This is a genomic window from Variovorax sp. UC74_104 (genome assembly GCF_044055375.1).
Taxonomy (GTDB): Bacteria; Pseudomonadota; Gammaproteobacteria; order Burkholderiales; family Burkholderiaceae_C; genus Variovorax.
Window position 1 is genome coordinate 2268938 of sequence record NZ_CP171978.1, and the last position, 26954, is coordinate 2295891.

Annotated in this window: 24 protein-coding genes; 13 read left to right on the forward strand and 11 right to left on the reverse strand. The window is 70.2% G+C overall.

Translation table 11 applies throughout. The features are described from left to right. Positions 1–9 precede the first annotated feature (9 nt). The 3 genes from ACHMXA_RS10565 (at position 10) to ACHMXA_RS10575 (ending at position 2977) form a co-directional block, all read left to right on the forward strand. Positions 10–1164 carry a mandelate racemase/muconate lactonizing enzyme family protein gene (locus ACHMXA_RS10565; protein WP_395320603.1) on the forward strand — a complete coding sequence of 385 codons (1155 nt, stop codon included), beginning with the start codon at positions 10–12 and terminating at the stop codon, positions 1162–1164. A gap of 71 nt (positions 1165–1235) precedes the next feature. Further along, positions 1236–2249, forward strand: a complete 1014-nt coding sequence (locus tag ACHMXA_RS10570) for a Bug family tripartite tricarboxylate transporter substrate binding protein (RefSeq protein WP_395320604.1) — start codon at positions 1236–1238, stop codon at positions 2247–2249. Positions 2250–2251: 2 nt separating this feature from the next. After that, on the forward strand, positions 2252–2977 hold the full coding sequence (locus ACHMXA_RS10575) for an arylmalonate decarboxylase (RefSeq protein ID WP_395320605.1): 726 nt from the start codon (positions 2252–2254) through the stop codon (positions 2975–2977). Positions 2978–2983: 6 nt separating this feature from the next. Here ACHMXA_RS10575 and ACHMXA_RS10580 read toward each other — a convergent pair whose 3' ends face one another. From ACHMXA_RS10580 to ACHMXA_RS10590, 3 genes are read right to left on the reverse strand one after another with little or no spacing between them, the layout of a single operon-like run. After that, a complete protein-coding gene (locus tag ACHMXA_RS10580; RefSeq protein WP_395320606.1) occupies positions 2984–4345 on the reverse strand; it encodes an MmgE/PrpD family protein in 1362 nt (453 codons plus the stop codon). A gap of 10 nt (positions 4346–4355) precedes the next feature. Continuing rightward, positions 4356–5519: an acyl-CoA dehydrogenase family protein gene (locus ACHMXA_RS10585; RefSeq protein WP_395320607.1), complete on the reverse strand. Its 1164-nt coding sequence runs from the start codon at positions 5517–5519 to the stop codon at positions 4356–4358. A 20-nt stretch (positions 5520–5539) separates the two neighbouring features. Continuing rightward, positions 5540–6325: a citryl-CoA lyase gene (locus tag ACHMXA_RS10590; protein WP_395320608.1), complete on the reverse strand. Its 786-nt coding sequence runs from the start codon at positions 6323–6325 to the stop codon at positions 5540–5542. 106 nt (positions 6326–6431) lie between these two features. Between ACHMXA_RS10590 and ACHMXA_RS10595 the strand changes: the two genes are divergently transcribed. The 5 genes from ACHMXA_RS10595 to ACHMXA_RS10615 all read left to right on the forward strand — a co-directional run bounded on the left by ACHMXA_RS10595 (position 6432) and on the right by ACHMXA_RS10615 (position 12493). Continuing rightward, entirely contained in the window at positions 6432–8753 is a 2322-nt protein-coding gene (locus ACHMXA_RS10595; RefSeq protein ID WP_395320609.1) for an acyl-CoA dehydrogenase, read from the forward strand. 40 nt (positions 8754–8793) lie between these two features. Beyond that, complete coding sequence (locus ACHMXA_RS10600; RefSeq protein WP_395320610.1) at positions 8794–9780, forward strand: Bug family tripartite tricarboxylate transporter substrate binding protein; 987 nt, start codon at positions 8794–8796, stop codon at positions 9778–9780. Between the two features lie 3 nt (positions 9781–9783). Continuing rightward, positions 9784–11301, forward strand: coding sequence for a class I adenylate-forming enzyme family protein (locus tag ACHMXA_RS10605; RefSeq protein WP_395320611.1), 1518 nt, complete (start codon positions 9784–9786; stop codon positions 11299–11301). 155 nt (positions 11302–11456) lie between these two features. Then, positions 11457–11636, forward strand: coding sequence for a DUF3606 domain-containing protein (locus tag ACHMXA_RS10610; RefSeq protein ID WP_176668100.1), 180 nt, complete (start codon positions 11457–11459; stop codon positions 11634–11636). 176 nt (positions 11637–11812) lie between these two features. Then, a complete protein-coding gene (locus ACHMXA_RS10615) occupies positions 11813–12493 on the forward strand; it encodes a hypothetical protein (RefSeq protein ID WP_176668101.1) in 681 nt (226 codons plus the stop codon). Here ACHMXA_RS10615 and ACHMXA_RS10620 read toward each other — a convergent pair. Then, positions 12436–13686 carry a DNA topoisomerase IB gene (locus ACHMXA_RS10620; protein WP_395320612.1) on the reverse strand — a complete coding sequence of 417 codons (1251 nt, stop codon included), beginning with the start codon at positions 13684–13686 and terminating at the stop codon, positions 12436–12438. The two genes, ACHMXA_RS10615 and ACHMXA_RS10620, sit on opposite strands and share 58 nt — an antisense overlap. A gap of 138 nt (positions 13687–13824) precedes the next feature. Here ACHMXA_RS10620 and ACHMXA_RS10625 point away from each other — a divergent pair, with 138 nt between their 5' ends. Together ACHMXA_RS10625 and ACHMXA_RS10630 are read left to right on the forward strand one after the other, a co-directional pair. Further along, positions 13825–14874, forward strand: a complete 1050-nt coding sequence (locus ACHMXA_RS10625; protein WP_395320613.1) for a purine-nucleoside phosphorylase — start codon at positions 13825–13827, stop codon at positions 14872–14874. Positions 14875–14876: 2 nt separating this feature from the next. Then, the gene (locus ACHMXA_RS10630) at positions 14877–15419 is read left to right on the forward strand and encodes a hypothetical protein (RefSeq protein WP_395320614.1); all 543 of its coding nucleotides are present in this window, start codon (positions 14877–14879) and stop codon (positions 15417–15419) included. Positions 15420–15422: 3 nt separating this feature from the next. Here the strand turns inward: ACHMXA_RS10630 and ACHMXA_RS10635 are convergent, their stop codons facing one another. The 5 genes from ACHMXA_RS10635 to ACHMXA_RS10655 all read right to left on the reverse strand — a co-directional run bounded on the left by ACHMXA_RS10635 (position 15423) and on the right by ACHMXA_RS10655 (position 20142). After that, complete coding sequence (locus tag ACHMXA_RS10635) at positions 15423–16118, reverse strand: TIGR02117 family protein (RefSeq protein WP_395320615.1); 696 nt, start codon at positions 16116–16118, stop codon at positions 15423–15425. Positions 16119–16125: 7 nt separating this feature from the next. Then, a complete protein-coding gene (dinB, locus tag ACHMXA_RS10640; RefSeq protein WP_395321284.1) occupies positions 16126–17319 on the reverse strand; it encodes a DNA polymerase IV in 1194 nt (397 codons plus the stop codon). 116 nt (positions 17320–17435) lie between these two features. Continuing rightward, a complete protein-coding gene (locus ACHMXA_RS10645) occupies positions 17436–18053 on the reverse strand; it encodes a YiiX family permuted papain-like enzyme (RefSeq protein WP_395320616.1) in 618 nt (205 codons plus the stop codon). Positions 18054–18090: 37 nt separating this feature from the next. Next, on the reverse strand, positions 18091–19569 hold the full coding sequence (locus tag ACHMXA_RS10650; protein WP_395320617.1) for a TRAP transporter large permease subunit: 1479 nt from the start codon (positions 19567–19569) through the stop codon (positions 18091–18093). Further along, complete coding sequence (locus tag ACHMXA_RS10655; protein WP_395320618.1) at positions 19570–20142, reverse strand: C4-dicarboxylate ABC transporter substrate-binding protein; 573 nt, start codon at positions 20140–20142, stop codon at positions 19570–19572. It lies immediately after the preceding gene. An 85-nt stretch (positions 20143–20227) separates the two neighbouring features. On the opposite strand from ACHMXA_RS10655, the gene ACHMXA_RS10660 reads away from it, so the two are divergent. Continuing rightward, positions 20228–20800: a putative glycolipid-binding domain-containing protein gene (locus ACHMXA_RS10660; protein WP_395320619.1), complete on the forward strand. Its 573-nt coding sequence runs from the start codon at positions 20228–20230 to the stop codon at positions 20798–20800. A 17-nt stretch (positions 20801–20817) separates the two neighbouring features. Here the strand turns inward: ACHMXA_RS10660 and ACHMXA_RS10665 are convergent, their stop codons facing one another. Both ACHMXA_RS10665 and ACHMXA_RS10670 read right to left on the reverse strand, forming a co-directional pair. Then, entirely contained in the window at positions 20818–21813 is a 996-nt protein-coding gene (locus tag ACHMXA_RS10665) for a Bug family tripartite tricarboxylate transporter substrate binding protein (RefSeq protein WP_395320620.1), read from the reverse strand. Continuing rightward, positions 21810–22730 carry a LysR family transcriptional regulator gene (locus ACHMXA_RS10670; RefSeq protein WP_395320621.1) on the reverse strand — a complete coding sequence of 307 codons (921 nt, stop codon included), beginning with the start codon at positions 22728–22730 and terminating at the stop codon, positions 21810–21812. Before ACHMXA_RS10670 ends, ACHMXA_RS10665 begins: the two co-directional genes overlap by 4 nt. Positions 22731–22851: 121 nt before the next feature. Here ACHMXA_RS10670 and ACHMXA_RS10675 point away from each other — a divergent pair, with 121 nt between their 5' ends. Then, positions 22852–25584 (forward strand): tannase/feruloyl esterase family alpha/beta hydrolase, encoded by a 2733-nt coding sequence (locus ACHMXA_RS10675; protein ID WP_395320622.1) that lies wholly within the window; start codon positions 22852–22854, stop codon positions 25582–25584. Next, positions 25581–26948 (forward strand): hypothetical protein, encoded by a 1368-nt coding sequence (locus tag ACHMXA_RS10680; protein WP_395320623.1) that lies wholly within the window; start codon positions 25581–25583, stop codon positions 26946–26948. Before ACHMXA_RS10675 ends, ACHMXA_RS10680 begins: the two co-directional genes overlap by 4 nt. Positions 26949–26954 lie beyond the last annotated feature (6 nt).

Below are 26954 nucleotides of genomic sequence, written 5' to 3' on the forward strand. Positions count from 1 at the left end.
GAGACAGACTTGAAGATCGTTCGCGTCAGCGCCACGCCGCTGAACATTCCCGTGACCATCGACGTGGTCGGCATAAACAAGCAGACCTCGCTGTCGCTGTGCCTCACCGAGATCGAGACCGACACCGGCATCGTCGGCCACGGCATGACGGCCATCACGGAAGAAGAAATCATCGCCGCCGCCGTGCGCGAGGTGGCGGGCCCCGCGCTGATCGGTGAGGACCCGATGGCCACCGAGCGCCTGTGGGAGAAGCTCTACTGGCTGCTCTCGCCGCGCGGCCAGACCGGCTACGCCAGCCACACCATCGCCGCGCTCGACATCGCGCTGTGGGACATCAAGGCCCGCGCGCTGGGCCAGCCGCTGTGGCGCCTGCTCGGCGGCGCGCGCGCGAAGGTGCCGGTGTATGCCACCTTCGGATTCGGCTTCTTCGAGCGCGATCAGCTCGCCGCTGCCGCCAGGCTGTGGGTGTCGCAGGGCTTCCAGCGGCTGAAGATGACGGTGGGCAACCATGCGCTCGCGCGCCGCGACGAGCCGCGTCCGCTCGACGAAGTCATCGCGGAAGACGTGCGCCGCGTGGCTGCCGTGCGCGAGGCGGTGGGCCCCGACGTCAAGCTCTACGTCGACGCCAACTGCGGCCTCGACCTGTTTCACGCCACCGAACTCGCGCACCGCATCGAGCCCTACGGCATCAGCTTCTTCGAGGAGCCGCTCACGCAGAACGACGTGCGCCAGATGGCCCAGCTGCGCGCGCGCACCCGCATCCCGCTGGCCTGCGGGCAGAACGAGGGCCTGGCCTTCCGCTTCCGCGACTTGCTGGTGAACCAGGCGGCCGACGTGCTGCAGCCCAACGTGACCATCTCGGGCGGCTACTCGCAGGCGCTCAAGATCGCCGGCATGGCGCAGGCCTTCAACGTGCCCATCGACAACGGCGGCGCCTGGCCCTTCCACAACATGCACCTGCATGCGGGTGTGTCGAACGGCGGCCTGGTCGAGTACCACTACGTCGCGGTGCAGATGCTCAAGCAGATCTTCGACGGCCTGCCGGTGCCCGAGCAGGGCTGGCTCACGCTGCCCGAGACGCCCGGCCTGGGCTTCGCGCCGAACGCCGAGCGCGTGCGCGAGCTGGCGAAGCTGCCGACCTCGCACGGCAAGGGCAAGGCCTGAGCCAAACTTTCTTCCCTCACGACCAGGCCGCGACAGACGGCCGGCGTCCGATCAAAGACAACGGAGACATGATGAAAGCCACACAAGCGATTCGACCACCGGCGCGCCGCCATGCATTGCGCGCGATGGCCGCCCTGGGCCTCGCTGCCGCCCTCTCGGCGCCGGCGGCCTGGGCCCAGGCCCAGAAGTACCCCGACAAGCCCATCCGCCTCATCGTCGGCTACTCCGCCGGCGGCGGCGTCGATGCGGTGGCGCGGCTGCTCGGCACGCGCCTGTCGAACGTGCTGGGCCAGCAGGTGCTGGTGGAAAACCGCACCGGCGCCACCGGGCTCATCGCGGCAGACTTCGTCGCCAAGGCGCCGCCCGACGGCTACACGCTGATGATGGGCGACAGCGCACTGCTCGCCGCCAAGCTGCTGCAGCCGAAGATCGCCATCGACCCGCTCACCAGCTTCAGACCGGTGGCGGGGGCCTTCATCTCGCCGCTGATGATCGTGACGGGCAACGACTTTCCCGCGAAGACGCCGGCCGAGCTGGTGAAGGAGCTCAAGGCCAACGCCTCGCGCTACTCGTACGCCACCTCGGGCGTGGGCACGGTGCAGCACCTGGGCTTCGAGATGCTCAAGCAGGCCACCGGCAGCCCGGTGGTGCACGTGCCCTATCGCGGCGCGGCGCAGATCGTGCCCGACGTGATCGGCGGCCAGATTCCGATCGGCGTGGTGAGCGCCACGGCCGGCATGGCGCAGGCCAAGGCGGGCAAGCTGCGTGCGCTCGCGATGATGAACACCGCCAAGCTCGAGGGCGCCGAGAGCGTGCCTCCGCTGGCCGACGCCTTGCCGGGCTTCGACGTGGCGCCGCGCATCTTTGTGCTGGCACCGGCCGGTACGCCCAACGACATCGTCGACAAGCTCTCGGCCGCGGTGAAGGCTGTGCTCGACACGCCCGAGACCGGCGCCGCGGCGGCCGCGCAAGGCACGCTGCGCGCGTACGCCACGCCGGCCCAGCTCGGCAAGGACATGGCCGCCGAGACCGCGCGATGGAAGAAGATCATCGCGGACCAGCGCATCGTGGCCGAGGGGAGCTGAGCATGGCGCAGCCTCACCTGGGCCTGATCGTGCCACCGGCGGCTGGCGAGGTGCCGGTGGACGGGCCGCTGCTGTACGGCGAGCGCATCCGCTTCAGCGCGCGCGGCCTGGGCCTCGGGGAAATCTCCACGCGCGGGTACCTCGACGTGATCGACTCGGTGGTCGAGAAGGCGGTGGCGCTGAAGAAGGAAGAGGGCGTTTCCGCGATCTCGCTCATGGGCACCTCCCTGAGCTTCTTCCGCGGCGCGGCCTTCAATCGGCAGCTCGAGATCGAGATGGCGCGCGCCACCGGCCTGCCCTGCACGACCATGAGCAACGCCATCGTCAACGGGCTGCGCCACCTGAAGGTGCGGCGCGTGGCGGTGGCCACGGCCTACATCGACGAGGTCAATGCCCAACTGCGCAGCTACCTGGAGCAGAGCGACTTCGAGCCGCTGGCGCTCGAAGGCCTGTCGATCTCCGACGTGCAGGCCGTGGGCAAGGTGCCGACGAAAGCGCTGGTTGACCTGTGCGTGAAGGTGTTCGAGGCGCAGCCTGGTGCCGACGGCATCCTGATCTCCTGCGGCGGGCTGGTCACGCTCGATGCGGTGCGCGAGGTGGAGGCGCGCCTGCAGGTGCCCGTGGTGTCCAGTTCGCCCGCCGGCTTCTGGGACCTGGTGCGCACCGCAGGGCTCGATGCGCGCTCGCCGGGCTGCGGCCGGCTCTTCGCCTGGACCGCGCCGGCCTGATCCCCCTCAAGCCAGCCAGCGCCCCACGCGCGGCGTGTCGGCCAACTGCCAGACGCGCCGGCACAGCGCCTTCGCCTCTTCGGCCGTGGCGCCTTCGCCGTAGTGCGCGAGGCGCTGCATCTTGTCCTCGATCTCGGCGCGGCTCAGGCTGTTGCCGGGGTCGCCCTTGGGCTCGTCCACGCGGCCCTGCAGCGTGCGGCCGTCGGCGGTCTGCACGCTGACCTTGCCGATCCAGCGTGCCGGGTAGGCCGTGTCGACTTCCTCGTCGAGCTGCATCGTCACCTTCTCGCGGAAGGCCGAGACCTCGGGCGCGAGGAAGTCGCGGTCGAACTCGCCCAGGCCCGCGCGGCCGTGCACGGCGATCAGGCCCAGCACCGTGCCCATCGAGAACTTGCCCTGGTGCACCGTGGCGGGCACGTCCACGCGGCCCAGCACGTCGATGGCGCCCTGGTGCACGTGCGTGGTCACGCGCGACACGTCGGCGGGCTTCAGCTTGTTCTGCTGCATCACCTGCAGCAGTGCGTCGGCGGCGGGGTGGGTGTGGCGGCAGGAGGCGTGGTACTTGAAGGAGGTCTCGGCCAGCGTCCAGCGCGTGCCCAGGCCGTCGGTGAGCCTGGCCGGATCGGCATCGCTGGACATGCCAACGCCCAGGCCCTGCGCGCCTTCGAGGATCCTGGCCGCGCCCGTGAAGCCGTCCTGCGCGAGGTAGGCCGACATCAACCCGCTGGCAGCAGCGTGCGCGCAATGCAGCTGCTTGGAATCCGCCGCGTCGCGCAGGAACTCCCACACGCCGGCCGACTGCGTGCCGGCCGATCCGAAGGCATGCAGCATCTGCTGCGGCGTGAGTTCCAGCAGTCTGCCCACTGCAGCGGCCGCAGCTAGCGTGCCGGCCGTCGCCGTCGTGTGGAAGGTCTTGTAGTGCGAGCGGCCGAGGAATTCGCCCACGCGGATGCCGACCTCATAGCCCGCGACCACGGCCGTGAGCAACTGCGCACCGCTCGCGCCGACGCTCTGCGCCACGGCCAGTGCAGGCGCGATGACGACGGCGGCCGGATGGAACACCGAGCCGTTGTGCACGTCGTCCTGCTCCACGAAATGCGAGGCCGCCGCGTTGACCAGCGCGGCGAACACCGGCGACGTGGTGCGGCGCGAAGTCAGCAGCTCGCTGGGCCCTTCGGCGGGGCCCATCATCTGAGCGAAGCGCTCGATGCTGCGCACTGGCCGCGCCGTGCGGGCCGCGAGCACCGAGCCTAGCCAGTCGAGCATCAGGTCTTCTGTGCGGCGCAGCACGGGTGCGGGAATGTCGGCGAACTTCAGGTCGGCCGCGAAAGTCGCGAGCACCTTGCTCGGGTGATCGATGGAGTTCATGGGAAGTCCTTCAGAACGAACGGGGGAGGCCGAGCATGTGCTCCGCCACGTAGCTCAGGATGAGGTTGGTGGAGATCGGCGCCACCTGGTACAGCCGTGTCTCCCTGAACTTGCGCTCGATGTCGTATTCGCAGGCGAAGCCGAAGCCGCCGTGGAACTGCAGGCAGGCGTTGGCCGCCTCCCAGCTCGCCTTGGCCGCGAGGTACTTCGCCATGTTGGCCTGCGCGCCGCAGGGCTGGTGCGCGTCGAAGAGCCGGCAGGCCTCGTAGCGCATGAGGTTGGCAGCCTCCACCTCGATGAACGATTCGGCAATCGGGAACTGTACGCCCTGGTTCTGGCCGATGGGCCGGCCGAACACCACGCGCTCCTTCGTGTACTTCGTGACCCGGTCGATGAACCAGTAGCCGTCGCCGATGCATTCGGCTGCGATCAGCGTGCGCTCGGCGTTCAGCCCGTCGAGGATGTACTTGAAGCCCTGGCCCTCCTCGCCGATGAGGTTCTCGGCCGGGATCTCCAGGTTCTCGAAGAAGAGCTCGTTGGTCTCGTGGTTGACCATGTTGAGGATGGGCCGTACTTCCAGCCCCTTGCCGATGGCCTCGCGCAGGTCGACGATGAAGATCGACATGCCTTCCGACTTCTTCTTCACCTCCGCCAGCGGCGTGGTGCGCGCCAGCAGGATCATCAGGTCGGAGTGCTGGATGCGCGAGATCCACACCTTCTGGCCGTTGACGACGTAGCGGTCGCCCCTCTTCACGGCGGTGGTCTTGATCTTCGTCGTGTCGGTGCCGGTGGTGGGCTCCGTCACGCCCATCGATTGCAGGCGCAGTTCGCCGTTGGCGATCTTCGGCAGGTAGGCACGCTTCTGAGCCTCGCTGCCGTGGCGCAGCAGCGTGCCCATGTTGTACATCTGGCCGTGGCAGGCGCCGGAGTTGCCGCCGCAGCGGTTGATCTCTTCCATGATGACCGATGCCTCCGTGAGGCCCAGGCCGGAGCCGCCGTACTCCTGCGGAATGAGCGCGGCCATCCAGCCGGCCTTGGTGAGCGCATCGACGAATTCGGCGGGGTAGCCGCGCGCCTCGTCGACCTTGCGGAAGTAGGCATCGGGAAACTGCGCGCACAGGTCGCGCACCGCATCGCGGATGTCGGGAAAGTTCTTGTCGTTGGCGTTGTTCATCGGTTCGTCGCTGCTGCTGTTCAGTCCTGGCGGGGCTCGCCCGCTTCCTTCTCTACACGCTGCCAGATCTCGACGGCCATCGGATCGTCGATCTCCTCCAGGATGTGGCCCACCAGCCCGATGGCGCGCGCCATCACGCCGAAGCCGCGGATGATCTTCCAGGGAAAGCCGAACTCGGCCGCGATCGCGCCGATGGCGCCCGTCGCGTTGATCGGCAGCGACTTGCCCGACACGCGCTCGGCCTCTTCCTGCACCGCCTGCATCAGCGCGACGTAGTGCGTGGAAAGTCCGTTCTCCGCCGCGATCTGGAAGAGACGCGGCGTGCGCGGATCGATGGGCTTGTGCAGCGGGTGGCCCAGCCCCGGCACGATCAGCTTGCGCGCGCGGTGGTCGGCCACGATGTCCTTCGCCATGTCGGCGAGCGGGCGAGAGGGCTTCTCGCCGAAGGGGATCGCCTCGTAGAGCATCTTGGCGGCGCCCTCGGTGCTGCCGACGAACACCGTGCCCAGCCCGCACAGGCCCGCCGCCACGGCCGCCTGCAGCGCCTCGGGCGCGCCCGCGTAGGTGAGGCGCGCAGCCAGCGCGCTGGGCGTGACGCCGTGCTCCACCAGCGTGACGACGATGGCGTTGAAGGTCACCGACTCCTGCGGCGTGGGAATGCGCCCGGTCAGTTCCAGGAAGGCCATGTCGCCCAGGTTGAGGTGGCCGAGGATCTCCGAGGGCAGGTCGCGCCCGCGCACGGTGATCCTGTCGGGCGTGCTGTGGCCCAGCGCCGTATGCAGAGACTTTTTGATCTTGGTGGTCATGGGCCGAATCTAGCCCGCACGCGCGCGCAGCGGCTCTCTGATTGCGAAACCCTCCCTTCGGCAAATGCAAATGCCGCTTTGCAGGGCCTTCTGTCACGCTGCGGCGATGGACCTCGAATCACTTGCGGCAGTGCGCGAATCGGCACTGGACTACTTCGAACGCAGCCGTGCCCTGCAACGCCGGCGCGAACGCATGGAGCGCCCCGGCGGCGACGAGGCCGAGGGCTGGCAGGACATCGCCGCGCTCGGCTGGAGCGGCATGCTGGCGCCCGAATCGGCCGGAGGGCTGGCGCTGGGGCTCGACGGCATGGCCGAGATCTTCCGCGCGGCCGGCGAGCATGCGGCACCCGAGCCGCTCTTGGCCGTGGCCGGCCTTGGCGCGCTGCTTCTGGCGCGGCTGGGCACGCCCGGTGCGAACGCGCTGCTCGCCGAGCTCGTCGCAGGCCGCAGCCTGCCCGCGCTGGCCTGGCAGGAGAGCGCAGGCGACCTGAGTGCGGTGCCGCTGGCCTGCGGCTGCGAGCCACGACCCGGAGGCGGCGTGCTGCTGCAGGGCGAGAAGCTCATGGTGCTGCCCGGCGCGGCCGCCAGCGGCTGGCTGGTGTCGGCGCGCGGTGACGACGACGCCGTGCTGCTGTGGGTGCCGCGCGGCACCTCGGGCGTGATCGAAACGCCGGTACCGCTGGTCGATGGCAGCCAGGCTTCGAACCTGCGCTTCGAGCAGGCCGTGCTGCCGGCCGGTGCGGTGCTCGCCGATGGCCCGGCCGCGCAGGAGGCGCTGCGCCATGCGCTCGCGGCCGGCCAGATCCTGCAGTCGGCGGAGCTGCTGGGCGCGGGGCAGGCGATGCTGGCGCAGACGCTGGCCTACCTGCGCACCCGCTCGCAGTTCGGCAAGCCCATCGGCAGCTTCCAGGCGCTGCAGCACCGCTGCGTCGACATGTTCATCCACCTCGAAGTGGCGAAGGCCACGCTGGACGAGGTGCTCGCGTTGGCCGCGCAGGGCTTGCCGGCGCAGCGGCTCGAAGCCGAGGCCAGCCGCGTCAACGCGCGCTGCACCGCCGCCGCGCTGCAGGCCTCGCGCGCTTCCGTGCAGCTGCACGGCGCCATCGGCTACACGCAGGAGTGCGACCTGAGCCTTTTCTACAAGCGCGTGCTGTGCCTCTCGGCTTGGCTGGGCAACGTGAGTGCGCATCAGCGCAGGCATTCCGTGCTGTCGGGCGATGCGGACGCCGCGCCCGGCGTGGCCGAGTGGAACGGCGGGTTTCCGAGCACCGCCGACTGGTCCGCCATGCCCGAGGCCGACTTCCGCCGCATGGTGCGCGCCTTCCTGCAGCAGCGATATCCGCAGCAGCTGCGCTACCTCTCGCACCGCGCACGCTGGAGCGAGATGCGCGAGTGGTATCTCATGCTCTCGGCGCAGGGCTGGATCGCGCCCGCATGGCCGCAGTCGCACGGCGGCATGGGGCTGCCTGCGGACAAGCTCATCGCGTGGATCGAAGAGCTGGAGCAGTACGGCGTGGCGCGCGCGCCCGACCAGGGCATCGTGATGATCGGGCCGCTGCTGATTCAGCATGGCACTGCGGAGCAGCAGCAGCGCTTCCTGCCGTGCATCCTCAGCGGCGAGCATGTGTGGTGCCAGGGCTATTCGGAGCCCAATGCCGGCTCCGACCTCGCGGGCCTGCGTACCGAGGCGATGCCGGCGCGCGACGCGCAGGGCGAGCACTTCATCGTCAACGGCCAGAAGATCTGGACCACGCTCGCACAGGACGCCAACCACATCTTCATGCTGGTGCGCACCGACAAGGACGCGCGCAAGCAGGAGGGCATCAGCTTCCTGTTGTGCGACCTGCGAACGCCGGGGATCACCATCCGGCCGATCCACACGCTGGCGGGCGAGCCGGAGTTCTGCGAAGTGTTCTTCGACAACGTGCGCGTGCCGGCCGCAAACCTCGTGGGCAAGCTGCACGGCGGCTGGAGCATCGCGAAGGCGCTGCTGGGCTTCGAGCGCATCTTCCTGGGCAGCCCCAAGCAGTCGCAGTACGCGCTGGGCCAGCTCGCGCGGCTGGCGCAGGCGCGGCGGCTGTTCGCCGACCCGGTGTTCGCACAGCGCTTCGCGGCATTGCGGCTCGACGTGCTCGATCTCTCGGCCGCCTACACCGGCTTCGCGAACATCGTGCGCGCGGGCAAGCCGCTGCCGGCTTCGGTGTCGCTGCTGAAGATCTGGGCGAGCGAGACCTACCACCGCATCGGCGCGCTGCTGGTCGAGGCCGGCGAGGAGCAGGGCGCGGTGGCCGGCGACCAGGTGCTCGACGGCCAGACCTTCAACGTGCTCTCGCCGCTCATCGGCTCCACCGCCGCAATGATCTACGGGGGCACGAACGAGATACAGCGCAACATCCTCGCGCGGCAGGTGCTCGACTTGCCTGTGTGAGCGAGGGCGTCGAAGAAATTCAAAACAGGAGACAACGCTCATGACATCGATCCACTTCTCGCGCCGACAGCTCATGGTCGCGGTGGCCGGCGGCGCGGCACTCGGCGCGCTGCCACACCGTGCATTCGCGCAGCAGCCACTTCCATCGCTCATCAAGCTCGTGGTCGGCTATTCGGCCGGCGGCCCGGTGGACGGCGCCGCGCGCCTGCTCGCGCCCGCGCTGAGCCAGGAGCTGGGCACGCAGGTGATCGTGGACAACCGCCCCGGCGCCAGCGGCTCGCTGGGCGGCGACGCGGTGGCCAAGGCCGCGCCCGACGGCGCCACGCTCTTCTTCGGCGCGAGCCCGACGATCACGATCAACCCCAACGTGCAGCGCCACATGGCCTTCGATCCGATGAAGGACCTTGCGCCCATCGCGCCGCTGGTGGACTACACCAACGTGCTCGTCGTCAACAACGAAGTGCCGGTGCGCAGCGTGGCCGAGCTGCTGGCCTATGCGAAGGCGCGGCCGGGCAAGGTGTTCTACGGATCGGCCGGCGTGGGCGCTTCCAACCACCTGAGCGGCGCGCTGCTGGAGAAGATGGCCGGCGTGCAGCTCACGCACGTGCCTTACAAGGGCAGTGCACCCGCGCTCGCCGACGTGATGGCCGGCACCGTGACCATGATGTTCGACATCATCGCCACCTCGAAGCCCTTCATCCAGTCGGGCAAGGTGCGCGCGCTGGCCGTCACCTCGCGCCAGCGCAACCGCATGCTGCCGGAGGTGCCGACGATGGTCGAGTCGGGCCTGCCGGGCTACGACGTGGGTGGCTGGTTCGGCCTGTACGGGCCGGTGCGCATGGACCCGGCGCTGGTCGCGCGCATCAACGCCGCCGCGCAGAAGATGCTGGCGCGCGAGGACATCGCCAGCCGGCTGCGCGAGCAGGGCTACGACGTGTGGTCGGGCGCGGCCCAGGTGCTGGCCGCCAAGGGCAAGTCCGACCGGCAGCTGTGGGCGACGGCCTCCAAGGGCATCGAGGCGGAATAGGCGATGCGGCGGATCCATCACTTGCTGGAGGAGCGTGCGGCGAGCACGCCGGAGGCCGTCTTTCTCTTCGAGCCCGGCGGCACGACGACTTATGCGCAGCTTCAGTCCATGGCCGATGCCGCCACGCAGGACCTGATGGCCGCCGGCGTGCGGCCTACCGACCGCGTGCTGCTGGTGGCGGAGAACTGCGCCGCGCACATCGCGCTCATCATGGCCTGCAGCCGCGTAGGCGCATGGTCGTGCGGCGTGAACGCGCGCATGTCGCCGGGCGAGATCGCAGCCATCGCCGAGCGGGCGGATGCGCGGCTGTGCTGCTACACCACCGGCACGTCCGAAGCCGCCGCGCAGCATGCGGGCAGGGCCGCTGCGAAGCCGACCCCGCTGGAAGGCGTGATGCGCTCGGCCACTCGCGACGACGCGCGCACCGAGCCCGACCCGGCGCTGGCCGACACGGCCGCCATCATCTTCACATCCGGCACCTCGGGCGCGCCCAAGGGCGTGATGGTGTCGCACCGCGGCCTGCTGCACTTCGGGCGCGTGTCGGCGCGTATTCGCGCGCTGGACGGGCGCGACCGCGTCTACGCCTTCCTGCCGATGACGCACATCTTCGGCATCGGCACGGTGCTGATGGCCGCGCTCACCGGGGGCGCGTCGCTGGTGCTGCGCGGCAGCTTCTCGCCGGCCGACGTGCTGCAGGCGCTGGCGAACGAGCAGGTGTCGAACCTGCTCGGCCCGCCGACGATGTATGCGCGGCTGCTCGCGCACATCGAGGCCGGGCATGCGGTGCCGCGCTTTCCGCACCTGCGCTATGTCTACACAGGCTCGGCGCCGCTCGATCCGGCGCTCAAGCAGCGCGTGGAGCGGCTCTTCGGGCAGCCGCTGCACTACGGCTACGGGCTGTCGGAGTACGCGGGCTCGGTGTTTCTCACGCGCACCGAGTCGCCGCGCGCCGATACCTCCGCCGGGCATGCGGTGGAAGGCGGCGAGGCGCGCATCGTCGACTCCGATGGCAACGACGTGGCCCAGGGCGACACCGGCGAGATCTGGCTGCGCGGCCCCGGCCTGATGCTGGGCTACTTCCGCGACGCGGCCGCCACCGCGCAGGTGATGCGTCCCGGCGGCTGGTATGCCACCGGCGACCTGGGGCGCTTCGGCGAGGACGGCGCGCTCTTCGTGGTCGGACGGCTGAAGGAAATGATCATCCGCTCGGGCTTCAACGTGTACCCGGCGGAGATCGAGGCGGTCATCGGCCGCTTCGAGGGCGTGCACCAGTGCGCGGTGATCGGCGTACCGGAGGCCGACGGCAACGAGCAGGTGGTCGCCTTCATCGAGCTGAAGGCGGGCGCGACGCTCGACGAGGCTGCGCTGCGCGCACACCTTGCCGAGAACCTCTCGCCCTACAAGCGCCCGGCGCGCATCGAGCTGATCGATGCGATGCCGACCACGGCCAACGGCAAGCTGCTCAAGCGTGAGCTGCGGGCGCGCTGCCTCGTGGCCGCAGTGGGTGTGGCTCGCAGCTAAGCGCGGGCAAGGGCGGCAGCGCGCCGCTTCCGGACATCTCCAGCCGCGGCCGCTTCGGACTTCTCCTGCAAGCGGGTGCGCTGCCGTCCGCCATGAGGAGCCGCGCGGGCGTCGCAAGGTGAAGCCTTCTCTAAGGTAAACACAGGAAACACACCATGGCCGATGACCTGAGCAAGCGCGGGCCGCAGGATGCCGCCCGCATCAACGTGAACGAGGCGCACGAGGTGCGCTACTGGACCCAGACGCTCGGCGTGACCGAGGCGCAGCTGCGCTCGGCCATCGCGGCGGCCGGTGTCGAGGTGAAGGACGTGCGCGCCTACCTCGGCAAGCCCTGAGCGCCTGGCGGCAGCCGGTGGCCGCCCGGGGCGGAGGCCGGAGGCGGCACCACGGTAGGCACCCTCCTACACCTGGGGGTGGGCTTGATACTTCATACTTGTTACCAGAACGTTTCTGGAGGCAAGCTGTTCTTGATCCTGCCGATGTCGAACCCGATGCCCGTGGCCGCCGCCCGATGAAATCCTCCCCCAGCGCGCGCAGCTGGATCGCCGCCGGCGTGCGCCACGAACTTCTCACCCGCGCATTGCCCGCCCTGCGGCACGACATGGCCGCCCCGGTCTCGGTGATCCGCATGGCACTGCTGATGCTCAAGCGGCAGATCGGCGCGCCCACCGTCGATGCCGCGGCCTGCGAGGAGCGGGTGGGGCTGATCGACAACCAGGTCTCGGAGCTGGTGGAGGCCATCCGCTCGCTGCGCGACTGGGAGCTCGCCACCGTCGACGACGGCATCACCCGCAGCGCGCTGGTGGCCCAGTGCGTGACGCTGATGCGCTCCGCCTTCGACCTTCACGGCGTGGCGCTGGAAACCGACGCTTCGCTGACCCCTTCCGACGACGAACACCGCTGGCCCGCCGCCGCGGCCCTGCGCTATCTGTTCCTTGGCGCGATGGGCTACCTGCACGACGGCGCCGACGAAGCCGGCACGATCCGCATCGAGGCCGATGGCGCGAACGCGCTGCGTCTCACGGCGTTGCCACGCGAGCCCGGCGCCACCGAGGCTGTGCTCGACGCGCACCGCGCGCCGCGCGCGCTGGCCATCGACGCCGTGGCGCTGCAGAACCTCGCGGAAGACCTGGGCTACGCGGTGGCGCTCGATGCCGCCAGCGTGCGCCTCGTGCTCGCCACGCGGACCTGAGCTTTTCCGGTCTTTCTTCCGGCGGCTGCCGCGGTACGCCGTTGCTCGCACCGGTGCGCCTTCAGGAACGCGAGCAGCCGTCGCTCCGCCGCATACAGTCCGCGAGAAGGCCTTGCGGTGCGGCTGCCGCCGATCTTCTCGAACAGTGCGGCGGTGGCCTCGTCGCCGTCCGACAGCGCGCTGCCCAGCGCCAGCACCGCAGGGTGCACGTAGGCCTTCTTGCAGACGGCGGGTGTGTTGCCCAGCTGCTTGGCCACCGCACCGAGGATGTCCTTGGCGCTGTAGCGGCTGCCGTCGGCGGCGGTGCGGCCGGGCTCGCAGGCCAGCCGGGTGAGTTCCAGCGCCTGCACCGTGCCGTGCCAGGTGCGGAAGTCCTTCGCGGTGAAGCGCTCGCCGCCCGCGGCTTCGGCCAGGTAGTCGTTGACGTCGGTGGAGGAGACGCCGCGCAGTTCGCCGGCCTTGCCATCGCCTTCCTCGTCCGCGTCGACGTACTGGAAGAGCGCCTGCCCCGGCAGCTGCTGGCACTGCCGCACTATCTTTGCGACGCGCGGGTCGTCCAGCTGCGCCTCGTGCATCACGCCGCTCTTGCCGCGGAAGCGCAGCCTGAGCGCCTGTCCTTTCACCGCCGCATGCCGGTTGCGCAGCGTGGTGAGGCCGAAGGAGCCGTTAGTGCTCGCGTATTCCTCGTTGCCCACGCGCAGCAGCGTGGTGTCGAGCAGGCGCACCAGGGCCGCGAGCACCTGGGCGCGGCCGGGAGCCTTGCGGCCCGCAGGCAGTTGCAGGTCGCGCGCCACGCGGGCGCGGATGCCCGGCAGCGCGAGCGCGAAGGCCTCGAGGCGCTCGAACTTGGTCTCGTCCTGCATCGAGCGCCAGTCGGGGTGGTAGCGGTACTGCTTGCGCCCGCGCGCGTCGATGCCGGTGGCCTGCAGGTGGCCGTTGGGCAACGGGCAGATCCACACCTGCGTGTAGGCCGGCGGAATGGCCAGCATGCGGATGCGCGAGAGTTCGTCCGCGTCGCGCACCCATCTGCCCTTGGCGTCGCGGTAGCGGAAACGGTCGCCGTGCTTCAGGCGGCGGATGCCGGGCATGTCGGGGTTCACGTAGACCAGGCCGTTGGCGATGGGCGTCGGCCTGGAGGGTGGCTTGGCGGGCGTGGAAGAGGAAGCGGAGAAAGTGGAGGAAGGGGCCGGCATGGGGCTTGCGTGGTGGCGTTACACCGTGCTTTTGCCAGCACCGACAATCGCCGGTTGTAGGACGCCGCAGGCGCCGGCGGTGCGCCGGGCGCGCTTGCGGCGCCGGTCCTGCTGTTTTCTTTCTCACCGGGTTCCAGAATGAATTCTTCCAAGCCTTCCTTTTTCGCCGCCCGCTGGCTGGCCGTGCCCGCCGCGGCACTGCTCTTCACGGCCTGCGCTTCCACGTCCACCACGACCGCCTCGACGCAGGCCCCGGCCGCGCCTGTGAAGGTCAAGGTCTTCGTCGCCGCCATGTTCGAGATCGGCAAGAACACCGGCGACCGCGCCGGCGAGTTCCAGTACTGGTACGAGCGCTACTGGAAGGACGCCAAGCCCATCGCCGTGCCCGGCGCGCTGCAGCCCGTGTATTGCAACGCCGACGGCGTGTGCGGATCTGTGCTCGGCATGGGCAAGGTGAATTCTTCCTCGTCGATGCAGGCCATCCTGCTGAACCCGCAGTTCGACTTCTCGCAGAGCTACTACGTCATCTCGGGCGTGGCCGGCACGCCGCCCTCGCGCGGCACCATCGGCGAGGTGAGCTGGGCGACGTGGCTGGTCGACTACGACCTCGGCCACCGCTGGGCGCCCGAGGAGAACAAGCCCGGCGAGCCCACCTTCATGCCGCGCAAGGGCTACGAGGAATACCGCCGCTTCAAGCTCAACCCCGACCTCGTGAGCTGGGCCATGAAGCTCTCGGCCGACACGCCCCTGAAAGATTCCGACTCGGCGCGCAAGTATCGCCTGCGCTACCCCGACGCCGCCGCGCGCCGCGCGCCCTTCGTCGGCACCGGTACCCACATGACCGGCGACACCTTCTTCCACGGCCCCGGCATGTCGAAGCAGGCGCAATACATCGCCAAGCTCTACGGCGCCGACGACTACGTCATCACCGAGATGGAGGCGGCAGCCATCACCCTCGTCATCAAGCGCACCCACGGCACCGACCGCGTGATGAGCCTGCGCGGCGCCGTCAACTTCGACCAGGGCAACCCGAAGGAAACCACGCTGCAGCACCTCGACCCGGCACCGGGCGAGACGGCAGGCGGCTTCGCCGAGACGGTGGAGAACATCGAGCTGGTGGGCTCGCGCGTGGTCGATCACATCGTTGCGAACTGGCCGAAGTGGTCGGGCGGGGTGCCGAAGCCCTGAGCATGACGGACGATCCCGCCATGTGGCTGGCCGTGCAGAGCATCCGCTGCCTCTGGACGAAGGCCGGGCGCGATGCGGAGCAAGGCAGGCTGCGCAACCAGGCGCCGATGCGCCTGCCCCTCGCCGGGCTCGAGGCGCAGTTGCTGCAGCCGCCCGTCGCGGGCGGCGTGCTGTGGCAGGAGATCTCGTTGCGTTCCGACGGCGGGGCGTTCGAAAACCAGCCTGTTGCGCCGGTCGCCTGGAAGTCATGGAATGCGCAGCAGCTGCGCGAGCAGGGTTATGAATGGCACGAGCACCGGGGCGGCATGGCCATCGGTTGGTGGCACGGCGACGCGGTGCGGCACACCGGTCAGCCGCAACCGCTGGGCTTGCGGCCCGGCCAGTGGCTGCGCGTGGTGACGCACCGGCGCGCCAACGGCTGGGATCACTGGGCCTGGGAGAGACGCGTGACCAACCTGATGTGCGTGGACCGCACGCATGCGCTCGACGTCTTCGCGAGCACGCCGCCGGTGCGCGTGCTCGACGAGGAGCCGCACCTCTACTGACTTCTACCGGATCGCGCCGGGCGGCACCGGCTTCAGGTGCCACGTCACCGTGAAGTCGAACGGCGTCCAGCGGCTGACGGTGACGCCTGCGCGCCGCAGGCCGCGGCCGGTCCAGGTGTTGCAGGTCTCGAAGAGGTTGTAGGCGCCTTCGGCTTCGTAGAAGGCGTCCTGGCTGTCGTAGTGGGCGCCCGCGATGGGTGTGGCGCGGCCCGATGGCAGTGCGGCGCGCACGTAAACCGCGAGCTGCGCGTACTGCGCCTGCGTGAGCGGCAGCGCGAAGGCGCCTTGCCCGAGCTGGCTGCGCCGCAGGTAGCTCACATGAAGCAGCGCGCGGTTGCCTCCGGCCAGGGCGCCGAAGGCGCGCGATGCGGTCAGGTCGGCCCAGGTGGGCGTGTTCAGGTAGAACTCGCGGTCGCCCCAGCCGATGGCGATGAATTCGGCGTCGGGCGGCGGCGCCCTGAAGTCCTTCAGCGGAAAGAGTTGCAGCCAGTCGATGGTGGCCGAGCGGATCGGGAACACGTAGTCGGTGTGCACGCCGTTGCTCAGCACCCAGGCCTGCACTTCGGCGACGGCATTCTTCGGTGGTTCGGCGTTGGCAGGCCAGAGCACCAGCGCGCAGGCCGTGGCCACGTACAGGCCCACGAGCATGACGAAGCCCAGCAGGGCGAAGACGATGCGCCGCAGCCAGCGTCCGACCATCTCGCCCTCAGAAGAGCGAAGCGGTGGTCGCCACCGGTTCGGCCGCCGCGCGGTGCGTGCCGGCGCCGGCGGGCGCCAGCGCCTCGGGGCTGCCGGCCTTCGCCAGCGTGCCCACGCGCACGCCCAGCAGCCGCAGCGGGCGCTCCAGCGGCACGCGCTTCAGGCACAGGCCGCCGGTGTGGCGGATGGTCTTCGCGTCGTCGGTGAAGCGGTCGATGGTCTGGTCGCGCGTGGCGATCTTGAAGTCGTCGTAGCGCAGCTTGATGCCGATGGTCTTGCCCACGTAGCCCTTGCGCTGCAGGTCGGCGGCCACCTGCTCGCAAAGCCGGGTGAAGATCGCGCCCAGTTCGGCGCGGTCGCGCACCGCGTGCAGGTCGCGGTCGAAGGTGGTCTCGCGGCTCATCGACACGGGCTCGCTCTCGGTCACCACGGGGCGGTCGTCGCGGCCCCATGACACCTCGTGCATCCACGCGCCGGTGGCCTTGCCGAAGTTGGCGATGAGCCAGTCGCGGTCGCGCGCCGCGAGCTGGCCCACGGTCTCGATGCCGAAGCGCTTGAGCTTCTCGTCGGCCTTGGGGCCGATGCCGTTCACCTTGCGGCAGGGCAGGGGCCAGATGAGCTTCTCCAGGTCGTCCTCGTAGACGATCGAGATGCCATTGGGCTTGTTGAACTCGCTCGCCATCTTGGCGATGAGCTTGTTGGGAGCCACGCCGATGGAGCATGTGAGCCCCGTGGCGTCGAAGATGGCCTTCTGCAGCAGCCGCGCCAGCGAGCGCCCGCCCTCGCGCTGGCCGCCGGGCACGTCGGTGAAGTCGATGTAGACCTCGTCCACGCCCCGGTCTTCCATGAGCGGCGCGACCTCCAGGATGATCTTCTTGAAGGCGCGCGAATAGCGCCGGTACTCGTCGAAGTCCACCGGCAGGATGATCGCCTGCGGGCACAGCTTGGCCGCCTTCATGAGCCCCATCGCCGAGCCCACGCCGAACTGCCGCGCCGGGTAGGTGGCGGTGGTGATCACTCCGCGGCCGGTGTAGTCCTTCAGCAGCGGAAAGGAGTCGACAGGAATGTCGGCCAGCGTGCCGCCCTCGGGCAGGTTGCGGATGGCCTCGTCAACGCGCCTGCGGCCCCCGCCGATCACCACCGGCAGGCCCTTGAGCTGCGGATAGCGCAGCAGCTCGACCGACGCGTAGAAGGCGTCCATGTCGAGGTGCGCGATGCGGCGGATCTTCGGTGCCGATGGGGTCTGGGAGCTCACGGAAACAATTGTCTCGCGGCTGGGCGCCGCTTGCGCACGCGGGGCGATTCGCCCGGCCCGCGTCAGCGCGTCTCCACCGTCACCAGCAGGGGCGAGTCGAACATCGCCACGGGGGAGATCACCGGTTCGTCCATCGGCACCTTGTCGCCGTAGCGCTCGCGCATCTTGGCGCGCACGGCCGGGTCGGTCAGGTTGAATTCGCGGATCTTCTGCAGCTCGCCGATGCGCACGCCCAGCGCGCGCTGGTAGAGCTTCCACACGAGTTCGGAGCAGTAGATGCGCTGGTCGGACCATTCGAAAGTCAGGTCGTAGGGGCGGCCCTCGAAGGCGGAGGTGCCGGCGCGCAGTTTTGCAATGGCGCCCGGCGTGAGCAGCGTGTCGGCGTTGCGCAGCCGCTTGACCACGTAGTGCCCGCCGTTGCCGCGCGCCGTCCATTGCGCGAGCGGCGTGTAGCGCACGGTGGAGACCGCCTCGAACACGTAGGGCTTGCCGTCTTTCGTCAGCACGATGCCCATGTGGCTGTAGCGCGAGCCGGTCGCACGCTGCACCGCGAGGCTCTGGGCCGAGCGCGAGGTGTGGAAGATGATGTCGCCGTCCTTCAGCTGCGTCGATGCGCGGGCAGCGCCGGCCAGGGGCAAGGACAGGGCGAGTGCGATGACTGCAGGGAGCCGGAAGGTCATGGACGCGCATTGTGCGGCACGCCATGCGCGGCTGTTTCTATTCTTGCGGCGGGGCGCTGTCGCCCGTATCGGGCGGCGCCATCTCGCGCATCAGGCGCTCCACCGCCTCGTCGTTCATCGGCTCGGCGGGCGCGAGCGCGGTGGGCGAGGTGCGCAGCCAGCGCGTGGTCTGAGGCAGCGCCATCACCAGCGCGGTGACCGCGGCGAGCACCGCGAGGTACGGCGCCAGCACCCGCGCGATGGCGGCCGCCGGCGGGCGCGGCTTCACCTGCCCGCGCGCCAGCACCAGCGCGTAGCCGAAGGGCGGCAGCAGGAAGCCGGCCTGCAGCACCAGCAGCGTGAGCGTGGCGATCCAGGCCGCGTCGTCCAGCTGCGCGAGCACCGGCGGCATGACGATGGGCACGATCAGGAAGATCAGCTCGAAGGCGTCGAGCACGAAGGCGAAGGCGAGCAGCACCGCCAGCACCACCGCGAGCCCGAGCATCGGATGCTGCTGCAGCGACAGCATCAGCCGCGCGATCAGCCCGTCGGTGCCGAAGCCGCGCAGCAGCAGCGAGAAGGTGGTGGCCGCGACCAGCAGCGCATAGAGCGCACCGGTGAGCGCCATCGCGTCGTCGAGCACCTGCCACAGCACCGCGCGCGTGAGCTGGCGCGACACCAGTCCCCACGCCAGCAGCAGCACGCAGGCGGCGGCCGCGCCTTCCACCGCGCGCACCTTGCCGAGCGTGACCAGCACCAGCAGCGAGCCGATCAGCAGCGGCACCAGCAGCAAGGTCCAGCCCTCGCCGCGGCTCAGCGGTTCGCGCGGGGCGGCGTCCCGTGGCTTGCCGCGCACGCCGAACCATGCCACGGCGAGCCAGCCGACCAGCAGCGCGGCGGCCGGCACCAGCGCGGCCTGCAGGATGTCCTGCGTATTGACGACGCGGCTGGCGGCACTCGCCGAAGGCAGCGCCAGTTCGCGCGCCATGTTCATGCCCTCGGTGTGGGCGCGCAGCATCGCGTCGCCGAGAAGAAGCAGCACCAGCGAAGGCGGCACGATCACGCCCAGCGTGCTGGTCACGGCCACGAGCGCGGTGCGCCGCGCCGGGGGCAGGCCCTCGCGCGCCCAGCCCTGGCCGGCGGTGCGCGCCAGCGTGAGCAGGCTGGCGCCGACCGAGCCGTTCATCGGCGCCAGCAGCAGCCCCAGCACCATGCCCGCCAGCTCGGGCGCGGCGCGCGGCGCGACGAAGGCCAGCAGCTTGCGCAGGCCTTCGTACAGGTGGCCGGCCAGCGCCAGCCGGTTGAGCAGGGCGCCCACCAGTGCATAGAGCGCAAGCGCCTGCAGCAAGTCGTGCTCCAGCAGGCCGACGATGCGCCACGGCAGGTTCTGCAGCAGCGCCAGGTCGAAGGCGCCCAGCGCGAGGCCGGCCAGGGCGCCGACGGTGCATGTGCCCAGCAGCACGGCATAGGTCGGCCAGCCGGTGGTCATCATCAGCGCCAGGGCCAGCGCGAGCAGGGCGAGTCCGAGCCAGGGCATCTACGGGCCGGGTTGTCCGGGTTGCCCGGTGTCTTCGGGCGGGTCCGCCGGGCGCAGCTCCTGCCGGAGGTCGAGCGCGCTCTGCACCGCCAGCAGCGCGGCGAGCAGCAGCAGTGCCACCTTGATCATGAAGTAGCCGGGGTTGAATGTGTCGGGGAAGAGTTCGAGCGCCTCCACCGAGCGCATCACCGGCGCCGCGGCGGTGAAGACCAGGAACAGCGACCACGGCAGCACGCACAGCGCCGCGCCGATGCGGCGCAGGCGCGCGTGGCGCCCGGCGGTGGCGGCCGCCAGGTCGGGCCGGGCCACGAGGTGCGCGCCGCGTCGCCCGGCATGCCGCAGCGCCACCGCGACGTACAGCGCGAACAGCCACTGCGCCAGGTCGTTGGCCTGCGTCGGGCCGTTGCCGGAGCCGGCGAGGTCGCGCAACGGCCATTGGGCGAAGAGCAGCAGCGCGATGGCGATGGCGAAGGTCATCGCCACGCGGTCGATCCAGTCGAGCCAGCGCGGCGCGGTCGAGCCGGATGGCTGCCCGGGGCCTACGGGGGGAGGGGTGTCTGCCGATGGCGTCATGCGCGGAAATCGTCTCCCCCCAACCTGACTGGCACCTGCGGGGCGGCGGGTCATTGCTTGCGCGCCGCAGCATGCCGGTGCCATCATGCGCGCCATGCAAACGGTCGCCTCCATCCTCTGGCGCAGGCTCGACGTACCGGGTCACGATGCCTGCCGCCTCGAACGCAATGCCTCGGCCTGGCAACTCGACGGAGCTGCCGTGTTCCGTCTGGAAGACGGCCGCATCGGCCAGCTGCACTACCGCGTGCGCTGCGACCTGCTATGGCACACCCAGTGGGGCACGGTGCGCGGATGGCTCGGCGACTCGGCGGTCGACCTTTCGATCGCCCGCGACGCGCGCGGCCACTGGAAGCTCAACGACGAGCCCGTGTCCGACCTCTCGCACTGCATCGACCTCGACCTGGGCTTCACGCCCGCCACCAACCTGCTGCAGCTGCGCCGCCTGGGCCTCGCGAAAGGCGAGGGTGCCGATGCCCCCGCGGCGTGGCTCGACATCGACGGCGGCGGCGTGCTCAGCGAACTGATGCAGCGCTACGAGCGGCGCAGCGAGAACGAATATGCCTACGAGGCGAAGCGCTTCGACTACGCGGCCACGCTGAGCGTGACGGCCGACAGCTTCGTCAGCGACTACCCTCGGCTCTGGGTGGCCGAGAAGTAGTCGGCCAGGCACCGCATTCAGTCGAACTGCGACCGGTCGCCCGCGACCAGCTCCCGGTTGCGCCGCCGGTCCTGTGCAATCTCGTACGCGAAGGCGTCGCTGCTGCCACCCGCCGGCAGGTTGTAGGCCGCGCGCAGCCGCGAGCGCACCGCTTCGCTTTCGAGCACGCGGTTGATCTCCGCGTTAAGCATCTGCACCACCGCGCCCGGCGTGCGTGCCGGCGCGAAGATGCCGAAGAGCGAATCGCGGTTGGCCTTCTCGAAGCCCAGTTCCGCGAGCGTGGGCACCGCGGGCAGCGCCTCGATGCGCGCCGGGGCGCCCACGGCCAGCGCCTGGAAGCGGCCGCCTTCGATGTACCGCAGCTGCTGCGCGGCGACGTTGGTCGAAAGCACCTCGAACTGGCCGCTGAGCGCATCGTTGAGCTGCGGGCCGCCGCCTTGGTAAGGGATGTGCGTGATGTCGGTGCCGCTTTGCACGCGCACCTGCGCCAGCACCAGGTGGCCGATGGTCGCCACGCCCGAAGTGGCCCATCGCACTTCGCCGGGCTGCCTGCGCGCCTGCGCGATCAGCTCGCCGAAGCCGCGGCCGGTGAAGGCGGGCGTGCCCACCACCAGCACCGGCGTGCGCATCACGCTGGCCACGGGCATGAAGGCGCGCATCGGGTCGTAGGGGACGCGCGCGAGCAGCGGGTGCAGCGTGAGCGGGCTGATGGCGGAGAAGGCCAGCGTGCTGCCGTCGGGGGCCGAACGGGCGAGCGCGTCCATGCCGAGGCTGCCGCCCGCGCCGGGGCGGTTCTCGATGATCACCGGCACGCCGAGCGAACGTGCGAGCGGCTCGGCCAGCACGCGCGCCATGCCGTCGCTCACGCCGCCGGGCGGGTAGACCACGATCAGGCGAACGGGCTTGTTCGGCCGCTGCGCGGGCGCCGCGCGCAGCACGCCCGGCAATGCACAGGCCGCGGCCAGCAGGGTGCCGGCGCGCTGCAGCAGTTGGCGGCGGCCCGGCCGTGTCATGAGCCGGCGTTCTCCTGCGCCAGCCGGCGCAGCAGCGCCGCGAAATTCAGCGCGGGCAGGTTGTCTTCCTCCGCACGCGAGACCAGCGTGAGCGGCGCGTCGAGCTGGCCACCATCGGCCAGCCGCGCATAGGCGATGGCGTGCGCGTGCACGCCGTGCATCGACGCCGGCACCACCGACAGGCCGACGCCTGCGGCCACGAGATTGAGGTTGGTCATCATTCGATCGACTTCGGCCACCACGCGCGGGCGCAGTCCCTTGGCGTGGCACAGCGCGAGCAGGTCGGCATAGAGGCCGGGCGCGCCCGGGCGCCGCACGAGGATGATGCCCTCCTCGCAAAGCTTGGCGAGCGGCAGCGCCCGCGAGTCCTTGTCGCGGCCGCGGGCAAGGCGGTGGTCGCTGGGCATGGCGACCAGCACCGGCTCGCGCAGCAGCGTCTCGAACAGCAGCCCCTCGGGCCGCGCGACCGGCACGCGCAGCAGGCCGCAGTGAAGGCGTCCGGCGGCCAGTGCCTCGGTGAGTTCGGCCGCGTTGTCTTCGCGCAGCTGCAGCTCGACCTCGGGGTAGGCACGGCGGAATTCGCGCAGTGCGTCGGGCATGAAGCGATGCGCCGCCGCGGAGCTGGTGAAGCCCACCGCGAGCCTGCCGGCCTGGCCCTTGGCCACGCTCGCCATGCGCTGCTTCATCGCATCCATGTCCTGCAGCATGCGCAGCGCCTCGGCCTGGAACAGCCGGCCCGCGTCGGTGAGCGCCACGCCGCGCGGATGGCGGCGGAACAGCAGCACGCCCAGCTCGCGTTCGAGCGCCTTGATCTGCAGGCTCAGCGGCGGCTGCTGGATGCCCAGCTGCTCGGCCGCGCGCGTCATGTGGCCGGTCTCGGCGACGGCGGCGAAGTAGCGCAGTGCGCGTATGTCCATATGTTTTTGATATGAAAAGTGCCTTTTTATTTTATTTGACCCTAGGTCACACCGAATCTATCTTCCGGCCGCCCATTCAAGAACAAGCGGTCCAACGAGGCCGCATGCCGGAGACAAGTCCATGCGCAAAGAGCGCCCTGCATCGAAGTTTCTCGCCGTCGCCAGCGCGATCGGCATCTCATTGGCCCTGGCCGCGTGCGGCGGCGGAGGTGGGGGAGGAGGCGGCAGCTTCGCCTTCCTGCCCCCGACCAGCACGCCGCCCGCCGGCAGCGGCGACAACCCACCGGCAGGCGACCTGCCCGACAACCCGCCGCCTCCACCCGTGCAGCCGGTCACATCCTGCGCCGACCTCGCGGGCCGGAGCCTGCCGGCCTCGCTGATCAGCCTGCCCACGCAGGGCGCCACCGTCACCAGCGCCACGCCCGTCGCCGCGAGCGACGCGGGCAACACGCTCGGCGACTACTGCCGCGTGCGCGGCACCATCCAGCCGGTCGACCCGAATTCGCAGTCCATCAACTTCGCGGTCAACCTGCCCGAGACGTGGAACCGGAAGACCATCCATTTCGGCGGCGGCGGCTTCGACGGCGTGCTGATCGACGGCACCGAGGTCATCCGCTTCGGCCCCGCCGGCAAGCCCGCGCCGCTCGCGCTGGGCTACGCCACCTACGGCGACGACTCGGGCCACCAGTCGGGGAGCATCACCGACGGCAAGTTCGCGGCCAACGACGAGCAGCTCGCCAACTACGGCGGCAACTCGCTCAAGAAGACGCGCGACGTGGCGCAGGCCCTGGTGCTCGCGCGCTATGGCGTGGCGCCTAGGCACGCCTACTTCCTGGGCACCTCCACCGGCGGGCGCGATGCGCTGAGCTACATCCAGCGCTGGCCGCTCGACTACGACGGCGTGATCGCCAACGAGCCCGCGCTCAACTACACCGGCACGCGCCTGTCGAACGTGGCCGTGGGCCGCGCGCTTTACAACAACGGCGGCGCCGGCTGGATGGACCTGAGCGAGACGCTGATGGTGCAGAAGGCCGCGATGCAGGCCTGCGACAAGCTCGACGGCGCGGCCGACAACATCGTGAGCAACGTCGAGAGCTGCCGCCAGCTCAATGCGCAGATCCTGGCGTCGCTGACCTGCCCCGGCGGCACGAAGACGGCCAAGACCTGCCTGTCGGACGCGCAGATCGACACCGTGCGCGCCATCGAGTCGCCGCTGGATTTCACGACCTACTCGCTGGCCAACGGCGTGAAGCGCGCGGGCGGCTACAACCTGCTCGAAGGCGCGCTGGTGGCCGGCCCCTTCACCACGCGCGACCTCGGCACGCGCAAGGTGCCCGGCAACCCCGCCACGTCGGCCGACGCCAACATGTACGTCACCGGCGACCAGTGGGTGAAGTTCTTCGTCACGCGCATCGCCGACTTCGACACGCTGGGCTTCGATCCGCTGAACCCTGGCAGCTACGCGGCGCGCGTGACCGAGGTATCGAACCTCACGGACGCCACCAACCCGAACCTCGCGCCCTTCTTCGCGCACGGCGGCCGGCTCATCATGCTGCACGGCCTGGCCGACGAGGTGATCAGCCCGAACTCGACCATCGACTACTACAAGCAGCTCGTCGCCACGCTGGGGCAGGCCTCGGTCGACCGGAGCGTGCGCTTCTACACCGTGCCCGGCATGGGCCACGGCACCGGCAGCTTCATTCCCAACTGGGACTCTCTGGCCGCGCTCGAAGGCTGGGTGGAGAACGGCCTCGCGCCCGCCACCGGCGTCGCGGTCGACGCGGTGGCCGGCACCTATGGCCGCACGCGCCCGCTGTGCCTGTTCCCGGCCTGGCCCAAGTACCGCGGCAGCGGCAGCCTGGACGCAGCGGTCAACTACAGCTGCGTGACGGAGGTCGGTGATCCGCTGGCCTGCCCGAACCTGCCTGCGGCCGTGACCACCTACAAGGGCGGCGACAGCTTCGGCGAGGAACTGCGCGTGCAGATAGACCCGGCCACCATGGCCTACACGGTGACCATCGATGCGAGCCTGCAGCGCACGGTGGGCACGGTGCGCAGCGGCACGCTGGTGTCGGAGGGCAACTGCAGCTATGCCAGCGCCGAGAGCGGGGCGGTGTTCAGCTTCGGTGCGGGCGGCGTGCTGTCGGGCGGCGTGAACGCGCCGAGCGGCGGCGGCTTCGCGCCCCTGCTGGCGTTCCAGAACACCTTCCAGAACGCGGCGACGCCGACGGTGTTCAACCCCGTGGCGAACATCTTCAACGCGGTGGGTGTGCAGCAGGGCACCGGCGGCACGGCCGCACAGGCGCTCGCGGTGCGGCTGCGCAATGCCGGCACCTTCCAGTACTGCCGCGATGCCGCCAACGGCTTCATGATCTACGACACGACCTGCGCGCAGACCGAGAAGGGCTACATCGCCTACAACGGCACGCGCGGCGCCTTCGACCTGTTCACCACTTCGCCCACCGGCAGCGCCGTGACCACCGGCGGCACGCTCACCGGCTCGATGGTGATCGGGCTCGTCAACGGCGCGGCGGTGCCGATGCACCTGGTGCGCGAGTCGGCAGCGAACGCGGGCATGCGCCTCTTCGGCACGCAGCAGAGCCTGGTCAGCGGCACGGCGGACGGAAGCTATGCGCTGCTCAGCGTCAAGGGAGAGAACCACGATGCCACGGTGGCCGGCAGCGGCTTCAATCTCGCAGGTGCAGCCGCCACGCTGAGCTACGACACGCCGGTGCTCGGCGTGGCGCAGGCCGATGCCGGCCGGCCGGGCAATTTCATCTTCAACAGCGGCGTTCTCGCATTCGTTTCGACGGACACGGCGAAGGCGGCGCTCGAACTCGGAGTACGCCATTGAAAGAACGACTCTCCCGCCTCGCGGCTTCCGCAGCCTTCGCACTGCTGGGTGCGGCGTCGGGCATGCATGCACAGGCCGCGCCCTCCGGCCCCAAGCCCGCCGCCTGCCCCTCGCCCGTGCCCGAATCGGCCCACTGCTACACCGGTGAAGACGGCGCCGGCTCCTTCTACTGGATCGCGATTCCTCAAGACTGGGCCAGCAACGCCGGCCGCGTTCTCGTGATGCACGCGCACGGCGGCCCCGAGACCGGCCCGCCCAAGCTGGAGCGCAGCGAGGAAGACCTGAAGCGCTGGGCCGTCACCGTCAAGGCCGGCTATGCATGGGCCGCTTCCACCTACCGGCGCGGCGGCTACGGCGTGACCATGGCGGCGGAAGACACCGAGCGCCTGCGCCGGATCTTCGTGCGCCATTTCGGCCAGCCGCACCGCACGCTGCTGCACGGGCAGAGCTACGGCGCGGGCGTGGCGGCGAAGGCGGCGGAGCTCTATGCGCCGGCCGGCGGCGCCAAATCGCCTTACGACGGCCTGCTGCTCACCAGCGGCGTGCTCGGCGGCGGCAATAGCGCCTACGACTTCAGGCTCGACCTGCGCGTGGTCTACCAGTACGTCTGCCGCAACCATCCGCGCCCCGACGAGCCGCAGTACCCTCTGTGGATGGGCCTGCCGCTCGATTCGAAGCTCACGCGTGCCGAGCTCGCCGCGCGCGTGAAGGAATGCACCGGCGTCGGCCTGCCCGCCGCGCAGCGCACGCCCGAGCAGGCGGCGCGGCTGAAGACCATTCTCTCGGTCGTGAAGATCCAGGAGCGCTCGCTGCTGGGCCATCTCACCTGGGCGACGTGGCTGTTCCAGGACCTGGTGCAGAAGCGTCTGGAGGGCCGCAACCCCTTCGGCAACATCGGCGTGGCCTACAGCGGCTCGGCCGACGACGCGGCGCTCAATGCCGGCGTGCTGCGCTACGCGGCCGACCCGCAGGCCAAGGGCGCGCTCGCGGCCGACAGCCAGCCCACCGGCCGCACCGCGCTGCCCACCGTGGGCCTGCATGCCATCGACGACCCGACTGCCTTCGTCGAGCTGGAGAACTCCTACCGCCGCATCCGCGACGCAGCCGGCACCGGCGACCTGCTGGTGCAGAGTTTCAGCAGCGAGCGAGAGCACAGCTATTTGAGCGATTCGGAATACCCCGCGCTCTTCGCCGCGCTGCTCGACTGGATCGACAAGGGCGAGAAGCCCACGCCCGAGGGCCTCGCGCAGCGCTGCAAGGCGCTGATGCCGCGCTACGACACCGACGGCAAGAACGGCTGCCACATCCAGCCCGCATGGCAGCCGCCCGCGCTCGAAAGCCGCGTGCCGGCGCGCGCGCCCTGAATCTTT

Bases quoted from the DNA above. Each gene is read 5' to 3' on its own strand.
- ACHMXA_RS10665 (WP_395320620.1), bottom strand. From the start codon at position 21,813: ATGACACGGCCGGGCCGCCGCCAACTGCTGCAGCGCGCCGGCACCCTG.
- ACHMXA_RS10575 (WP_395320605.1), top strand. From the start codon at position 2,252: ATGGCGCAGCCTCACCTGGGCCTGATCGTGCCACCGGCGGCTGGCGAG.
- ACHMXA_RS10615 (WP_176668101.1), top strand. From the start codon at position 11,813: ATGAAATCCTCCCCCAGCGCGCGCAGCTGGATCGCCGCCGGCGTGCGC.
- ACHMXA_RS10630 (WP_395320614.1), top strand. From the start codon at position 14,877: ATGACGGACGATCCCGCCATGTGGCTGGCCGTGCAGAGCATCCGCTGC.
- ACHMXA_RS10675 (WP_395320622.1), top strand. From the start codon at position 22,852: ATGCGCAAAGAGCGCCCTGCATCGAAGTTTCTCGCCGTCGCCAGCGCG.
- ACHMXA_RS10620 (WP_395320612.1), bottom strand. From the start codon at position 13,686: ATGCCGGCCCCTTCCTCCACTTTCTCCGCTTCCTCTTCCACGCCCGCC.
- ACHMXA_RS10580 (WP_395320606.1), bottom strand. From the start codon at position 4,345: ATGAACTCCATCGATCACCCGAGCAAGGTGCTCGCGACTTTCGCGGCC.
- ACHMXA_RS10590 (WP_395320608.1), bottom strand. From the start codon at position 6,325: ATGACCACCAAGATCAAAAAGTCTCTGCATACGGCGCTGGGCCACAGC.
- ACHMXA_RS10645 (WP_395320616.1), bottom strand. From the start codon at position 18,053: ATGACCTTCCGGCTCCCTGCAGTCATCGCACTCGCCCTGTCCTTGCCC.
- ACHMXA_RS10670 (WP_395320621.1), bottom strand. From the start codon at position 22,730: ATGGACATACGCGCACTGCGCTACTTCGCCGCCGTCGCCGAGACCGGC.
- dinB (WP_395321284.1), bottom strand. From the start codon at position 17,319: ATGGACGCCTTCTACGCGTCGGTCGAGCTGCTGCGCTATCCGCAGCTC.
- ACHMXA_RS10600 (WP_395320610.1), top strand. From the start codon at position 8,794: ATGACATCGATCCACTTCTCGCGCCGACAGCTCATGGTCGCGGTGGCC.
- ACHMXA_RS10635 (WP_395320615.1), bottom strand. From the start codon at position 16,118: ATGGTCGGACGCTGGCTGCGGCGCATCGTCTTCGCCCTGCTGGGCTTC.
- ACHMXA_RS10625 (WP_395320613.1), top strand. From the start codon at position 13,825: ATGAATTCTTCCAAGCCTTCCTTTTTCGCCGCCCGCTGGCTGGCCGTG.
- ACHMXA_RS10585 (WP_395320607.1), bottom strand. From the start codon at position 5,519: ATGAACAACGCCAACGACAAGAACTTTCCCGACATCCGCGATGCGGTG.
- ACHMXA_RS10655 (WP_395320618.1), bottom strand. From the start codon at position 20,142: ATGACGCCATCGGCAGACACCCCTCCCCCCGTAGGCCCCGGGCAGCCA.
- ACHMXA_RS10595 (WP_395320609.1), top strand. From the start codon at position 6,432: ATGGACCTCGAATCACTTGCGGCAGTGCGCGAATCGGCACTGGACTAC.
- ACHMXA_RS10605 (WP_395320611.1), top strand. From the start codon at position 9,784: ATGCGGCGGATCCATCACTTGCTGGAGGAGCGTGCGGCGAGCACGCCG.
- ACHMXA_RS10570 (WP_395320604.1), top strand. From the start codon at position 1,236: ATGAAAGCCACACAAGCGATTCGACCACCGGCGCGCCGCCATGCATTG.
- ACHMXA_RS10610 (WP_176668100.1), top strand. From the start codon at position 11,457: ATGGCCGATGACCTGAGCAAGCGCGGGCCGCAGGATGCCGCCCGCATC.
- ACHMXA_RS10650 (WP_395320617.1), bottom strand. From the start codon at position 19,569: ATGCCCTGGCTCGGACTCGCCCTGCTCGCGCTGGCCCTGGCGCTGATG.
- ACHMXA_RS10660 (WP_395320619.1), top strand. From the start codon at position 20,228: ATGCGCGCCATGCAAACGGTCGCCTCCATCCTCTGGCGCAGGCTCGAC.